Origin of the sequence: Paraburkholderia oxyphila NBRC 105797, assembly GCF_000685075.1 — a bacterium.
Lineage (GTDB): Bacteria > Pseudomonadota > Gammaproteobacteria > Burkholderiales > Burkholderiaceae > Paraburkholderia > Paraburkholderia oxyphila.
The window spans coordinates 74,263-87,551 of the sequence record NZ_BAYD01000022.1; the positions used below are offsets into that span (position 1 = coordinate 74,263).

At 67.8% G+C, this 13,289-nt stretch carries 12 protein-coding genes; 1 reads left to right on the forward strand and 11 read right to left on the reverse strand.

Annotation, left to right across the window (positions count from 1 at the left end):
* Nucleotides 1-85 precede the first annotated feature (85 nt).
* From sugE to BO1_RS16875, 11 genes are all read right to left on the reverse strand, one after another.
* Complete coding sequence (gene sugE / locus BO1_RS16825; RefSeq protein WP_028218554.1) at nt 86-406, reverse strand: quaternary ammonium compound efflux SMR transporter SugE; 321 nt, start codon at nt 404-406, stop codon at nt 86-88.
* A 115-nt stretch (nt 407-521) separates the two neighbouring features.
* Nucleotides 522-1,220, reverse strand: coding sequence for a two-component system response regulator KdpE (gene kdpE, locus BO1_RS16830; RefSeq protein WP_028218555.1), 699 nt, complete (start codon nt 1,218-1,220; stop codon nt 522-524).
* Nucleotides 1,213-4,164, reverse strand: a complete 2,952-nt coding sequence (locus BO1_RS16835) for a sensor histidine kinase (protein WP_028218556.1) — start codon at nt 4,162-4,164, stop codon at nt 1,213-1,215. The genes kdpE and BO1_RS16835 overlap by 8 nt, the downstream gene beginning before the upstream one ends.
* A 191-nt stretch (nt 4,165-4,355) precedes the next feature.
* Complete coding sequence (gene kdpC, locus BO1_RS16840; protein ID WP_028218557.1) at nt 4,356-4,934, reverse strand: potassium-transporting ATPase subunit KdpC; 579 nt, start codon at nt 4,932-4,934, stop codon at nt 4,356-4,358.
* A 34-nt stretch (nt 4,935-4,968) separates the two neighbouring features.
* Nucleotides 4,969-7,080 (reverse strand): potassium-transporting ATPase subunit KdpB, encoded by a 2,112-nt coding sequence (gene kdpB, locus BO1_RS16845; RefSeq protein WP_028218558.1) that lies wholly within the window; start codon nt 7,078-7,080, stop codon nt 4,969-4,971.
* Between the two features lie 16 nt (nt 7,081-7,096).
* Nucleotides 7,097-8,902: a potassium-transporting ATPase subunit KdpA gene (gene kdpA, locus BO1_RS16850; protein WP_028218559.1), complete on the reverse strand. Its 1,806-nt coding sequence runs from the start codon at nt 8,900-8,902 to the stop codon at nt 7,097-7,099.
* Nucleotides 8,899-8,991 (reverse strand): K(+)-transporting ATPase subunit F, encoded by a 93-nt coding sequence (kdpF, locus tag BO1_RS56925; RefSeq protein ID WP_028218560.1) that lies wholly within the window; start codon nt 8,989-8,991, stop codon nt 8,899-8,901. Before kdpF ends, kdpA begins: the two co-directional genes overlap by 4 nt.
* Nucleotides 8,988-9,113 (reverse strand): hypothetical protein, encoded by a 126-nt coding sequence (locus tag BO1_RS16860; protein WP_028218561.1) that lies wholly within the window; start codon nt 9,111-9,113, stop codon nt 8,988-8,990. The genes kdpF and BO1_RS16860 overlap by 4 nt, the downstream gene beginning before the upstream one ends.
* A 274-nt stretch (nt 9,114-9,387) precedes the next feature.
* Complete coding sequence (locus BO1_RS16865) at nt 9,388-10,362, reverse strand: quinone oxidoreductase family protein (RefSeq protein ID WP_028218562.1); 975 nt, start codon at nt 10,360-10,362, stop codon at nt 9,388-9,390.
* Nucleotides 10,363-10,410: 48 nt separating this feature from the next.
* Entirely contained in the window at nt 10,411-10,800 is a 390-nt protein-coding gene (locus BO1_RS16870; protein WP_028218563.1) for a methylglyoxal synthase, read from the reverse strand.
* 99 nt (nt 10,801-10,899) lie between these two features.
* On the reverse strand, nt 10,900-11,679 hold the full coding sequence (locus BO1_RS16875; protein WP_028218564.1) for an SDR family oxidoreductase: 780 nt from the start codon (nt 11,677-11,679) through the stop codon (nt 10,900-10,902).
* 363 nt (nt 11,680-12,042) lie between these two features.
* Here BO1_RS16875 and upp point away from each other — a divergent pair, with 363 nt between their 5' ends.
* Nucleotides 12,043-12,693 carry a uracil phosphoribosyltransferase gene (upp, locus tag BO1_RS16885; protein WP_028218566.1) on the forward strand — a complete coding sequence of 217 codons (651 nt, stop codon included), beginning with the start codon at nt 12,043-12,045 and terminating at the stop codon, nt 12,691-12,693.
* Nucleotides 12,694-13,289: the final 596 nt, after the last annotated feature.

Genomic DNA, 13,289 nt, shown 5'->3' on the forward strand with positions numbered 1-13,289 from the left:
CCCTGCGGCACCGCAGCCGTGTTGCGCGAGCGCGCCACACGTGGTGTGGGCGGCGCGGGAAAACGGGCACACGGGCAAAAAGGCTTCAGGCCCCCGACGAGAGCTTGAGCCCAATGAGTCCGAGCACGATCAGCGCGGCGCTGGCCACGCGCGCGACGCTAGCAGCCTCGCCCATCACGACGATGCCGAGGATGAACGCGCCCACCGCGCCGATGCCGGTCCACACCGCGTACGCCGTGCCGAGCGGCAACTGGCGCATGGCGAGCGCGAGCAGCCAGAAGCTGCCGAGCGCCGTCACGAGCGTGAAGACCGACCAGCCGGGCCGCGTGAAACCTTCGGAAGACTTGAGACCGGTCGCCCAGGCGACTTCGAGCACACCGGCGATCAGGAGATAAAACCAGGCCATGAGAACGCTCCCCTTGAAAAGTGGGGCCGTCCCCATTTGAAGATGAGACGCAAGGTCGTCCTTACGCTTCTGTAAGTCTATCACGAGCGGCCTGTAGCCGCCCGCCACGGCACCGCTATTGCACCCCCACCAGCCGATACCCCACGCCCGTTTCGGTCACGATGTGCTCGGGTTGCGCGGGATCGCGCTCCAATTTCTGCCGCAAATGCGCCATATAGATGCGCAGATAGTGGCTGCTCTCCACATGCGAAGGCCCCCAGACCTCGCGCAGCAGTTGCCGGTGTGTCAGCACACGGCCCGCGTCGCGTACCAGCGTCGCGAGCAAACGGTACTCGATCGGCGTGAGGTGCACGGGTGCGCCGCCGCGCGTCACCTGGCGCAGGCCCAGGTCGACGATCACCTCGCCGAAGCTCACCTGCGGCGCCTCGTTCGCGCCGCCCCGGTTGCGGCGGCGCAGATGCGCACGGATGCGCGCGAGCAGCTCGGACACGCCGAACGGCTTCGTGAGGTAGTCGTCGGCGCCGGCGTCGAGCGCGGCGACTTTTTCGCTCTCCTGAGTGCGCGCCGAGAGCACGATCACGGGCAGGTCGCTCCAGCCACGCAGCTCGCGGATCACGTCGAGGCCGTCCGTGTCGGGCAGGCCCAGATCGACGATCACGAGATCGGGCTTGCGCGTGGCCGCCTCGACCAGACCCTGCTTGCCGGTCTCGGCGTCGTAGACGGCAATGCCCTCCCCCTCCAGCGACGCGCGCACGAAGCGGCGGATCTGCTTTTCGTCTTCGATCAGGACAACGGCGAGGCTCGGATCACTCATGGGCGGGCTTGGCGGGTTGGGGTTCCACAGCGGGTTGGGGTTCCACAGCGGGTTGGGGTTCCACGGCGTGCGCTTCGTGCACCTCGTGCGCTTCGTGAGTTTCGTGCGCGCCATCCCCCGTCTGGGCGGCTTCGTCGAACTCGGCCGCATCGGCCGGCAGCGGCGGCGGTGCCTCCACCGGCAGCGCGAACCAGAACGACGCGCCTTCGATGTGGCCATCGGCGGCCACGCGGTTGGTCGCGCCGATTGTACCGCCGTGCGCCTCCACGATCGCGCGGCAGATCGCGAGCCCGAGGCCAATGCCAGGCTTCGCCGACTCCTTCTCGCCGCGCGTGAACTTCTCGAACACGCGCTCGCCCATGCCATGCGGCAGGCCCGGGCCATTGTCGTCGATGCTCACGCGCACGAACGGCTGGCCGTTCTCCTCGATGCGGCGCGCGCCGATCGTGAGCGGCGTATCGGGCGGCGTGTATTTCGCGGCGTTTTCCAGCAGGTTCGAGAAGAGCCGCTCCATGAGCACGGCGTCGAGTTGCAGCAAGGGCAAGCCCTCTTCGAGCTTCACTTGTACCGGATGGCGCGCCAGCACGCGGCGGCACGCGGCCAGCGCCGCGCCCACGGTTTCCTCGAGCAGCGTCCATTGCCGGTTGAGCTTGAGGCTGCCCGCTTGCAGGCGCGCCATGTCGAGCAGATTCGTGACGATGCCGGTCATGCGCAGCGCCTCGTCGTGGATCGCCTCGATGAGCTCGCCCGCGCGGGCATTCTGCACGTCGGCCGGTGTGCCGGGCTCGTGCGTCTGCGCGAGCATCGACGAAAAGCCGACGATGGCCGTGAGCGGCGTGCGCAGGTCGTGCGAAATGGCCGAGAGCAGCGAGTTGCGCAGCCGTTCGGACTCCATGTTGACGAGCGCGTCGCGGGCGATTTCCACGTAGTGCACGCGTTCGAGCGCGAGCGCGATCTGCGCGGCGAACGCGTCGAGCATGCGCTGCTGCTCGGGCACCAGCAGCTCGCGCGCGTCGCGCGTGACCACGGCCAGCACGCCGCGCGTGCGCATCGGCGCCTTGAGCGGCAGGTAGAGCGCCGCCGCCGCGGGCAGCGTGTCGGTGCCGCGGCCCGCCGGCTTTTGCTGGTCATAGACCCACTGACCCACGTCGATGTCGAGGCTGCCGGGCTCGAGCATGACCTTCGGGTCGGGGTCCTCGATCTTCTGCTGGACCTTGTCCGCGCTGTCGGGCAAGAGCATGGCCACGCGCGCGTTGAACACCTCGTTCACGTGGCGGCTGCCGATCGCCACGATCTGCTCGGTCGCGAGCGCGGCGGCCAGCTCGCGCGCCATCGCGTACATCGCGCCCGTGCGCTGCTCGCGGCGCTGCGCGACGCTCGCCTCGCGGCGCAGGCTCGAGGTGAGATGGCTGATCACGAGCGAGGTCAGCAGCATGACCCCGAAGGTCAGCAGGTATTGCGTGTCGCTCACCGAGAACGACATCCGCGGCGGCACGAAGAAAAAGTCGTAGGCAGCCACGCTCGCGAACGAGAGCAGCACGCCCGGGCCGCGCCCGAGCTTCGTTGCCGTAAAGATCACGCCGAGCAGATACAGCATCACGAGATTGGCGAGCGCAATGTGGTCGAGCAGCGTGCTCGCGAGCACTGTAATGCATGCGCAAATCACGAGCGCCGCCGCATAGGCGCGCGGCGGCGAGCGGTGCGCGGCGCTATCCGCGATGGCGGCGCGCCAGGCGTTGGCGGCGCGCGCGGCGGCCGATGCCTCGCGCGGGACGCCGCCGGCGAGCCGGTCGTTATCGGTGGCGCTCGCGCGCACCAAGGTCAAATCGACGTCCTCAGCCTTTTCCGCGAGGCGCTCGCCGAACGGCCGGCGCCACCAGCGCACCCAGCGCGACGCGCTGCTGCGCGTGGAGGCGCCCGCGACGAGCTTCGACACGTTGCGCAGCCGCGCATAGCCCGCGAGCGTGACGGCGGCGTCCTCGCCCGCGAGCGTGGCCGTTTCCGCGCCCAGCTCGGACGCCAGCTTGAGCGCGCCGAGCGTGCGCTGGCGAACTTCGTCCGGCAGGCGCTGGAGCTTGGGCGTCTCCACATAGACGGCGATCCAGTCGGCCTTGAGGCTCGCCGCGAGCCGCGCCGCCGCGCGCACGAGCGCAGTCGCTTCGGGGCCCGGCCCCACGCACGCGAGCAGCCGCTCGCGCGCCTGCCACACGTGCTGGATCGAGCGGTCGGCGCGGTACTCGTGCATCTGCGCGTCGACGCGGTCGGCCGTGCGGCGCAGCGCCAGCTCGCGCAGCGCGATCAGGTTGCCCTTGCGAAAGAAGTTGCGCACCGCGCGCTCGGCCTGCGCGGGCAGATAGACCTTGCCGTCGCGCATCCGGTCGAGCAGCTCCTCGGCGGGCAGGTCGACGAGCGTGACCTCGTCGGCGCTGTCGAACACGCGGTCGGGCACCGTCTCCCAGACGCGGATGCCGGTGATCTGCCCCACCACGTCGTTCAGGCTTTCGAGGTGCTGGACGTTGACGGTCGTGTAGACGTCGATGCCCGCGTCGAGCAGCTCGTAGACGTCCTGCCAGCGCTTCATATGGCGCGCGCCCTGCACGTTCGAGTGGGCCAGTTCGTCGACGAGCACGAGCTGCGGCTTGCGCTCGAGCGCGGCGTCGAGGTCGAACTCCTCGAGCGTGCGCCCGCGGTAGGCAATGCGCTGGCGCGGCAGCACTTCGAGACCGCTCGTGAGCGCGGCGGTCTCGCTGCGCCCATGCGTCTCGACGATGCCGACCACCACGTCCACGCTTTCTTCGGCGCGGCGGCGCGCGGCCTGCAGCATCGCATAGGTCTTGCCGACGCCCGCCGACGCGCCGAAGAAAATCTTCAGCTTGCCGCGGCGGCGCCGTTCTTCGTCGCGCTGTAGCCGGTCGAGGAGTTCGTCGGGATCGGGGCGGTTCATGCGGATTTCATAGGGAATGGCGCGTGCCGGACACACCGGGGTCAGGCACCAGGAACGCTACGGGGATCGTCTCACCGTGGCGCGGAATAAGCAAACAGCGAGCAAACACAAGCAGACACAAGCAAACACGGGCACCGCATGCGGCCCAAGCGGCATGCGGTGCCCGGTTACCTTCAGTCTTCAGTCAACGCTCAGGTCGCCTCCTTGCCGTCGAGCGCGAGGTTCAGCTCGAGCACGTTCACGCGCGGCTCGCCGAACACGCCGAACTGGCGGCCCTGGGTATAGCGGTCCACGAGCTTCTGCACGTCGCTGGGCGCCATGTTGCGCGCCTTGGCCACGCGCGCCACCTGGTAGGCGGCGGCGGCCGGCGAGATCTCGGGGTCGAGGCCGCTGGCCGACGAGGTCACGAGGTCGGCGGGAATCGGCTGCGAAACGTCGGTGCCCGCGGCCTTGAGCGCCGCGATGCGGCCGTTGATTTCGTCGGCGAGCGCCGGGTTGGTCGGGCCGAGGTTCGAGCCGCCCGAGTTCGTCGCGTTGTACGGATTGGGCGAGGTGGCCGAGAGACGGCCCCAGAAGTACTGGGGCGCGTCGAACTGCTGGCCGATCAGCGCGCTGCCCACCACCTTGCCGTTCACCTCGACGAGGCTGCCGTTCACCTGGCGATGGAACACCGCCTGGCCGAACGCGGTCATCACGGCCGGATACACGAGACCCGTGATCGCCGCGAGCACGGCGAAGATCACGATGAGAGGTCGAAACTGCGCTTTCATTTTGGTTTCCTATTGATCTGGCGACGCGTGTGGATCAAGCCCAGCCGAACGCGGTCAGCACCATGTCGATCAGCTTGATGCACGGGAACGGCAGGAGGATCCCCCCGAGGCCGTAGACCAGCAGATTGCGGCGCAGCAGCGTCGCCGCGCCGAGCGGCCGGTACTTCACGCCCTTGAGCGCGAGCGGAATCAGCATCACGATGATCAGCGCGTTGAAGATCACCGCCGAGAGGATCGCCGACGACGGCGAGCTCAGATGCATGACGTCGAGCACGCGCAACTGCGGATACGTCGTGGCGAACGCGGCCGGAATGATCGCGAAGTACTTGGCTACGTCGTTGGCGATCGAGAACGTCGTGAGCGAGCCGCGCGTCATGAGCATCTGCTTGCCGATCTCCACGATCTCGATGAGCTTGGTCGGGTTCGAGTCGAGGTCGACCATGTTGCCCGCTTCCTTCGCGGCCTGGGTGCCCGTGTTCATGGCCACGGCCACGTCGGCCTGCGCGAGCGCCGGGGCGTCGTTGGTGCCGTCGCCGGTCATCGCCACGAGCTTGCCCTGGGCCTGGTGCTCGCGGATCGTCGCGAGCTTGGTCTCCGGCGTCGCTTGCGCGAGGAAGTCGTCCACGCCCGCTTCGGCCGCGATCGCGGCGGCGGTCAGGCGGTTGTCGCCCGTCACCATCACGGTCTTGATGCCCATCTTGCGCAGCTCGGCGAAACGCTCCTTGATGCCGCCCTTCACCACGTCCTTCAGCTCGATCACGCCGAGCACGCGCGCGACCTTGTCGTGCATCTCGGCCACCACGAGCGGCGTGCTGCCACGGCGCGCGATGTCGTCCACGGCCGTGTCCACTTCGCTGGGGAAGCGGCCGCCGTGCGTTTCCACATACTGCTTGACCGCATCGGCGGCGCCCTTGCGGATCTCGCGGCCATGCGTGCCGGGGGCGGTCCCCTCGGGCGCGAGGTCCACCCCGCTCATGCGCGTCTGCGCGCTGAAGGCGAGGAACACCGCGTGCAGCGCGCCCATGTCGCGCTGGCGAATGTTGAAGCGCTGCTTCGCGAGCACGACGATGCTGCGGCCTTCCGGCGTTTCGTCGGCGAGCGAGGCGAGCTGCGCGGCGTCCGCGAGCGCTTCCTCGTTCACGCCCGGCGCCGGCACGAAAGCCGAGGCCTGGCGGTTACCGAGCGTGATCGTGCCGGTCTTGTCGAGCAGCAGCACGTCCACGTCGCCGGCCGCTTCCACGGCGCGGCCCGAGGTGGCGATCACGTTGGCCTGCATCATGCGGCTCATGCCCGCCACGCCGATCGCCGAAAGCAGCCCGCCGATGGTGGTCGGAATCAGGCACACGAGCAACGCGACGAGCGCCGTGATCGTGACCACGTGCCCCATCTTGGCGGCTTCGACCGAGAACATCGAGAACGGCAAGAGCGTCGCGGTCGCCATCAGCAGCACGATGGTCAGCGCGACCAGCAGGATCGTGAGCGCGATCTCGTTGGGCGTCTTCTGGCGCTTGGCACCTTCGACCATCGCGATCATGCGGTCGAGGAAGGCTTCGCCCGGATTGGCCGTCACACGCACGACGATCCAGTCGGACAGCACGCGCGTGCCGCCCGTCACCGACGAGAAGTCGCCGCCCGATTCGCGGATCACCGGCGCCGATTCGCCCGTAATGGCCGATTCGTCCACCGAGGCCACGCCGTCGATCACCTCGCCGTCGGCGGGAATCGTGTCGCCGGTTTCCACCAGCACCACGTCGCCGCGACGCAGATCGGTCGCGGTCATGATGCGAATGGGCGCCTTCGGATGCGGCTCGTTGAGCTTCTTCGCCATCACGTCGCGCTTGGCCTGGCGCAGCGATGCGGCCTGCGCCTTCGAGCGTCCTTCGGCGAGCGCCTCGGCGAAGTTCGCGAACAGCACCGTGAACCACAGCCACAGCGCGATCGCGAGAATGAAGCCCGCGGGCGCCTCGGCCTGGCCCATCAGCGCCGCGATCCAGAGGATCGTCGTGAGCACGGAGCCCACGTAGACGCAGAACATCACCGGGTTGCGCAACTGCGTGCGCGGCTTGAGTTTCCTGAACGAGTCCACGATGGCCGGGCGCAGCAGCGCCGGATCGAACATGGACCGTGTAGCACTATGTTGTGTCATTTGATGAAGTCCCCGTTCAATGCACGCCCATCATGATCAGATGCTCCACACCCGGGCCGAGCGCGAGCGCCGGCACATAGGTGAGCGCGCCCACCAGCAGCACGGTGCCGAGCAGCAGCACGACGAACAGCGGCCCGTGCGTGGGCAGCGTGCCGCCCGTCACGGCGATGCGCTTCTTGCTCGCGAGCGAGCCGGCGATGGCCAGCACCGGCACGATGGTGCCGAAGCGGCCGAACCACATCGCGATGGCGAGCATCCAGTTGTAGAACGGCGTGTTGACCGAAAGGCCCGCGAACGCACTGCCGTTGTTGTTCGCGGCAGAGCTGAACGCGTAGAGAATCTCCGAGAAGCCATGCGCGCCCGGGTTGGCGATGCCGGCCTTGCCCGCGTCGGCGAGCACGGCGATCGAGGTACCGAGCAGCACGAGCATCGGCGTGAGCAGGACGACGATCGACACCATCTTCATTTCGAACGATTCGATCTTCTTGCCCACATACTCGGGCGTGCGCCCGATCATGAGGCCCGCCACGAACACCGCGAGCAGCGCGAACACCAGCATGCCGTAGAGGCCCGAGCCCACCCCGCCGAAGATCACTTCGCCGAGCTGGATGAAGAGCATCGGCACGAGGCCGCCGATCGGCGTGAGCGAGTCGTGCATCGCGTTCACCGCGCCGCACGAGGCCGCCGTGGTGGCCACGACGAAGATGCCCGTCTGCGCGATGCCGAAGCGCGTTTCCTTGCCTTCCATGTTGCCGCCGGCCTGCAGCGCGCTCGCGTGCTGATCGACGTTCAGACTCGCGAGCATCGGATTGCCGGCCTGCTCCGCCGAGAGCTCGACGCCCACGGCGACGGCGAACGCGATCGTCATCACCGCGAGCACCGCCACGCCCTGCCTGCGGTCGCCCACGACATTGCCGAACACGAGACACAACGCCGCCGGAATGATCAGGATCGCCAACATTTCGACGAAGTTCGAGAACGGCGTGGGGTTCTCATACGGATGCGCCGAGTTCGCGTTGAAGAACCCGCCGCCGTTGGTGCCGAGCATCTTGATCGCTTCCTGCGAGGCGACCGGGCCCATGGCGAGCGTCTGCGTCGTCACTTTGGTGTCGACGGTGACGGGGTTGCCCTTCGCGTCCTTGACCGGATTGCCCTGCGCGTCGAGCTTGGGCGCCGCGTAGGTCGTGGTCTGCAGCGTCGGCACGTCCTGGTAGGACTTGAAGTTCTGGATCATGCCCTGGCTCATCAGCAGCGCCGCGATCACGGCCGCCATCGGCACGAGCACGTAGAGCGTCGTGCGCGTGAGATCGACCCAGAAGTTGCCGATGGTCTGCACCGAGTGACGCGCGAAGCCGCGAATCAGCGCGATCACCACGACGATGCCGGTGGCCGCCGAGAGGAAGTTCTGCACGGTGAAGCCGAGCATCTGCGTGAGGTAGCTCACGGTCTGCTCAGGCGTGTAGTCCTGCCAGTTCGTGTTGGTGACGAAGCTCACGGCCGTGTTGAACGCGCCGTCCACCGTCATCGCGCTGAACTGCTGCGGGTTGCCGGGCAACCATCCCTGCACGCGCAGCAGCACGTAAAGGAAGCCCGCGCCCAGCACGTTGAACGAGATGGTGGCGAGCGCATAGCGCTTCCAGTTCATCTCGGCGCTCGGGTCGACCCCGGCGATGCGGTACAGCAGATTTTCGAGCGGCGCGAACAGACGCACGACGCGCGAGCGCCCGTCCAGCACACGCGTGATATAGCCCGCGACGGGGACCGCGAGCGCCAGCAGGACGACGATGAAGATCCCCGTCTGGAGCAGATTGTTGGCGTTCATTCGATCTCCTCCGCGCGCAGCAGCGCATGGACGAGATAGACGAACAGCAACAGCGTCGCCGCCCCCGATAGCCAGAAAATCCAGGTCATGAGCGCGCTCCCGTCGCGTTCTGATCGGCGCGGCGGTACTGCATGAGCTTCTCGCAGCCGGCGATCAACGCGTAAGTGAGCGCGGCGAAGACCGCCAGCCCCCCGATATACAGCACATCCATTGTCGTGTTCTCCATTCGCGGATGACGGATGGCGGTAAGGTACTGGTTATCGCGTTAAATCCGGATCAAAGGTCTTGGCACGCGTATAAAAATCGCGTAAACGCGGCGGCATGCGAAGCGGGCCTGCAACCGGAAAGACTTGCCCATCGCGGCTTTGCGGGCTGGAAGGGCGTCGGCGGAAGATAAACGGCAAACAAACACAATAAAAAAGGCGCGCATGGCTGGCATGCGCGCCTCTTTCGAGCGAAGCGATTTCAGTGTCGACGCCGCGCAGTTAGGGCAGCAGAATGGTCGAGCCCGTCGTACGGCGCGCTTCGAGATCGGCGTGCGCCTGGCCCACGTCCTGCAGCGCATAGCGCTGGTTGATCGAGGTCTTGACCTTGCCCGAGGCGATCACCTCGAACAGCTCGGCGGCCATCGCTTCATAGTCCGCGCGCTTCGCCATATACGTAAAGAGCGTCGGGCGCGTGAAAAAGAGCGAGCCGCGCCCCGCGAACTCCGACGAGTCGATGGGCGGCAGCGGCCCCGACGCATTGCCGAAGCTCACGAACATGCCAAGCGGCGCGAGGCAGTCGAGCGACTTCGTATACGTGTCCTTGCCGATTGAGTCGTACACCACGGGCACGCCCGCGCCGTTCGTGATCTCGCGCACGCGCGCGGTGAAGTCCTCGCGCGTATAGACGATCGGGTAGTCGCAGCCGTGCGCCTTCGCGACTTCGGCCTTCTCGTCCGAGCCCACCGTGCCGATCACGGTCGCGCCGAGCGCCCTGGCCCATTGGCACACGATGAGGCCGACACCGCCCGCGGCCGCCTGGATCAGGATCGTGTCGCCGGCCTTCACGCGATACGTGCGGCGCAGCAGATATTGCGCGGTCAGCCCCTGGAGCATGACCGAGGCGGCCTGCTCGTCGCTGATCGCGTCGGGCAGGCGGATCACCTGGTCCGCGCGCAGCACGCGCTCCTGCGCATACGCGCCCGGCGGACGCGCGACGTAGGCCACGCGGTCGCCCGGCTTCACGAGCGTCACGCCCTTGCCCACCGCCACGACTTCGCCCGCGGCCTCCATGCCGAGCCCCGCGGGCAGCGGCTGCGGATAGAGCCCGGTGCGAAAGTACACGTCGATGTAATTGAGCCCGCATGCGCTCTGCTTCACGCGGATCTCGCCCTCGCCCGGCTCGCCCACCGTGACGTCCACCCACTTCATCACTTCGGGGCCGCCGGTCTTGTCGTAACGGATTGCCTTGGTCATCCTTGCCTCCTGTGTCCTGTGAGTCCTGTGAGTGGAGCCGTAATGCGCTCAGATCTCGTCTTTCATGCGCAGCGTGAGCACGTCGAGGATCATGCGTGCCGTCGAGATGTTGGTTGCGCACGGCACATCGTGCACGTCGCAGGCGCGCACGAGCGCATTGATGTCGGGTTCGTGCGGCTGCGGGGTCATGGGGTCGCGCAAGAAGATCACCACGTCGACATTGCCTTCGGCGAGCTGCGCGCCGATCTGCAGGTCGCCACCATGCGGGCCCGAGAGCATGCGCTCGACGTTCAGGCCGTGCGCCGCGGCAATGCGGCCGCCGGTCGTGCCGGTCGCTAGCAGCTCGCAACGGCGCAGCGTGTCGACGTATTCGCCGCTCAGCCTGACGATATCGTCCTTCTTGTGGTCGTGCGCGATGAGCGCGACGCGGGTGGGCATGGCCATCTTCCTTCTTTCGGTGAGGTTGAGTGTGTCGTTCATGCGCATGGCGGCGCGCTCATGCATTGCGCTGCCATGCGCGCGTGAGAACGTACCCGATCAGAACGTGCCCGGATAGGCGCCGCCGTCGATCAGCCAGTTTTGTCCCGTGATATAGCCCGCATGCGTGCTGCACAAAAACGCGCAGGCGCTGCCGAATTCCTCGGACGTGCCAAAGCGCCCCGCCGGAATCGACTTCATGCGGCGCGCGCGCACTTCGTCGAGCGAAAGGTGGCTCGCCTTGGACTGCGCGACGATGGTGGCCTGGATGCGGTCGGTGTCGAAGGCGCCCGGCAGCAGATTGTTGATCGTCACGCCCGTGTTCGCGACCTGGCGCGCGATGCCCGCGATGAAGCCCGTGAGGCCCGAGCGCGCGCCGTTGGACAAGCCGAGCACGTCGATGGGCGCCTTCACCGAGGAACTCGTGATGTTGACGATGCGCCCGAAGCCGCGCTGGCTCATGGCGTCGATGGTGGCCTGGATCAGCGCGATCGGCGTGAGCATGTTCGCCTCGAGCGCGGCGAGCCAGGCTTCGTGCGTGTAGGTGCGGAAGTCGCCCGGCGGCGGGCCGCCCGCGTTGTTCACGAGAATGTCCGGCGACGGGCAGGCGGCGAGCGCCGCGGCGCGGCCCGTCTCCGTGGTGATGTCGCAGGCCACGGCCTTGACCTCGACGCCGGTTTTGGCGCGAATCTGCGCGGCGGTCTCCTCGAGCGTTTGCGCCGTGCGCGCGACGATCGTCACGTTCACGCCCTCGGCCGCGAGCGCCTCGGCGCAGCCGCGCCCCAATCCCTTGCTAGCCGCGCACACCAGTGCGCTGCGTCCTGCGATGCCCATATCCATCGTTTTGAGGTCCTCGTGGTTGGCGTGACGATTCGGTGACGGCGGAGCAACGGCGGCGAGCGCTGTGCGGCTTTGCCCGATTTCGCCTGCTTGCCCGTCCGATTTTTGCGATTCTAGAAGAATCGGGCCGTGCGCGTGGGACGCCGCGGATCGTGGGTCGCAAAACGCGGCAGTGCGGCAGGAACGCGTGCGCCGCCGCAGTTCGCCCCCGTCCGGTCCGAGTCCCGCTCAATTCCCGCCCGGTTCTCGTATACTTGCGCCTGTAGCGCGGCCCAGCGCTCCCGCGAGCCACACCGGACCCAGCCGTCCGGCTGCGGCACGACCGACACCCCGATTTCCCCTTGCAGCCTCGTGCGCCCCGCCATGAAACAGGACAGCCGCTTTCCGAATCTTTTCATCCTCGATCACCCGCTGATCCAGCACAAGCTCAGCCATATGCGCGACCGGGACACGTCCACGCGCACGTTCCGCGAGCTGCTGCGCGAGATCACGCTCCTGATGGGCTACGAAATCACGCGCGAACTGCCCGTCACGACGCGCCGCGTGCAGACGCCGCTCGTCGAGATCGACGCGCCCGTGATCGCCGGCAAGAAGCTCGCGATCGTGCCCGTGCTGCGCGCGGGCGTGGGCATGTCCGACGGCCTGCTCGAGCTGATCCCGTCGGCGCGCGTGGGCCATATCGGCGTCTATCGCGCCGACGACCACCGCCCCGTCGAGTACCTCGTGCGCCTGCCCGACCTCGAGGACCGCACCTTCATCCTGTGCGACCCGATGGTCGCGACCGGCTACTCGGCGGCGCACGCGATCGACGTGCTCAAGCGCCGCGGCGTGCCCGGCGAGCGCATCCGCTTCCTCGCGCTGGTGGCCGCGCCCGAAGGCGTGGAGGTGTTCCAGCAGGCGCATCCGGACGTGCGCCTCTACGTGGCCTCGCTCGACTCGCACCTGAACGAGCACGCCTACATCGTCCCGGGTCTGGGCGACGCCGGCGACCGCCTGTTCGGCACCAAGAACTGATGCCGCCGGGGGGCGGCGCTACCAGCCGCCCCTCACGCCTTTCCTCGCCCTTCGCTTTCCTCCGAACTTTGCCCGTGCGCGCCCGTGCGGTAGCCGCGAAATCCCCGCTCAATCACACCGACGGGTGAGGCCGGGCGAGCCCGGCGTGATAAAATTCAGGTCCGCCTGATGGTCACGAAAGGGGCACTAAGGAGCTCCGGGGACGTCACGAAGCGTGCCGCATAGCGCCTGACGCGGCACCGGGCGGCTCGGGAGCGATCCTGGCCGGCCCCGCCGGCATTTGCCAGCCTGCGCAGCCTGCGCAGGCTGCGCCGTGCATCCGGCGCGCGCGCCAGGCGAAACTGCAGCGCCGTGCGCCACCCTGCAAGCCCGGCCACGAGCGCCAGTGGCGCCAGACACCGGCCCCGAGCGACCAGAATCGAGCGGACAAACCCAGTCGGGGAGACCCGGTCGGGGAGACCCGGTCGGGGAGACCCGGTCGGGGAGACCCGGTCGGGGAGACCCGGTCGGGGAGACCCGGTCGGGGAGACCCAGTCGGGGAGACCCAGTCGGGCGGAGCCAGTCAGGAAGACTCGGGCGGATAGCTACTCATGGGC

Excerpts from the sequence above, each read along its gene's own strand:
- sugE (WP_028218554.1), bottom strand. The coding sequence starts at position 406 with ATGGCCTGGTTTTATCTCCTGATCGCCGGTGTGCTCGAAGTCGCCTGG.
- kdpE (WP_028218555.1), bottom strand. The coding sequence starts at position 1,220 with ATGAGTGATCCGAGCCTCGCCGTTGTCCTGATCGAAGACGAAAAGCAG.
- BO1_RS16835 (WP_028218556.1), bottom strand. The coding sequence starts at position 4,164 with ATGAACCGCCCCGATCCCGACGAACTCCTCGACCGGCTACAGCGCGAC.
- kdpC (WP_028218557.1), bottom strand. The coding sequence starts at position 4,934 with ATGAAAGCGCAGTTTCGACCTCTCATCGTGATCTTCGCCGTGCTCGCG.
- kdpB (WP_028218558.1), bottom strand. The coding sequence starts at position 7,080 with ATGACACAACATAGTGCTACACGGTCCATGTTCGATCCGGCGCTGCTG.
- kdpA (WP_028218559.1), bottom strand. The coding sequence starts at position 8,902 with ATGAACGCCAACAATCTGCTCCAGACGGGGATCTTCATCGTCGTCCTG.
- kdpF (WP_028218560.1), bottom strand. The coding sequence starts at position 8,991 with ATGACCTGGATTTTCTGGCTATCGGGGGCGGCGACGCTGTTGCTGTTC.
- BO1_RS16860 (WP_028218561.1), bottom strand. The coding sequence starts at position 9,113 with ATGGATGTGCTGTATATCGGGGGGCTGGCGGTCTTCGCCGCGCTCACT.
- BO1_RS16865 (WP_028218562.1), bottom strand. The coding sequence starts at position 10,362 with ATGACCAAGGCAATCCGTTACGACAAGACCGGCGGCCCCGAAGTGATG.
- BO1_RS16870 (WP_028218563.1), bottom strand. The coding sequence starts at position 10,800 with ATGCCCACCCGCGTCGCGCTCATCGCGCACGACCACAAGAAGGACGAT.
- BO1_RS16875 (WP_028218564.1), bottom strand. The coding sequence starts at position 11,679 with ATGGATATGGGCATCGCAGGACGCAGCGCACTGGTGTGCGCGGCTAGC.
- upp (WP_028218566.1), top strand. The coding sequence starts at position 12,043 with ATGAAACAGGACAGCCGCTTTCCGAATCTTTTCATCCTCGATCACCCG.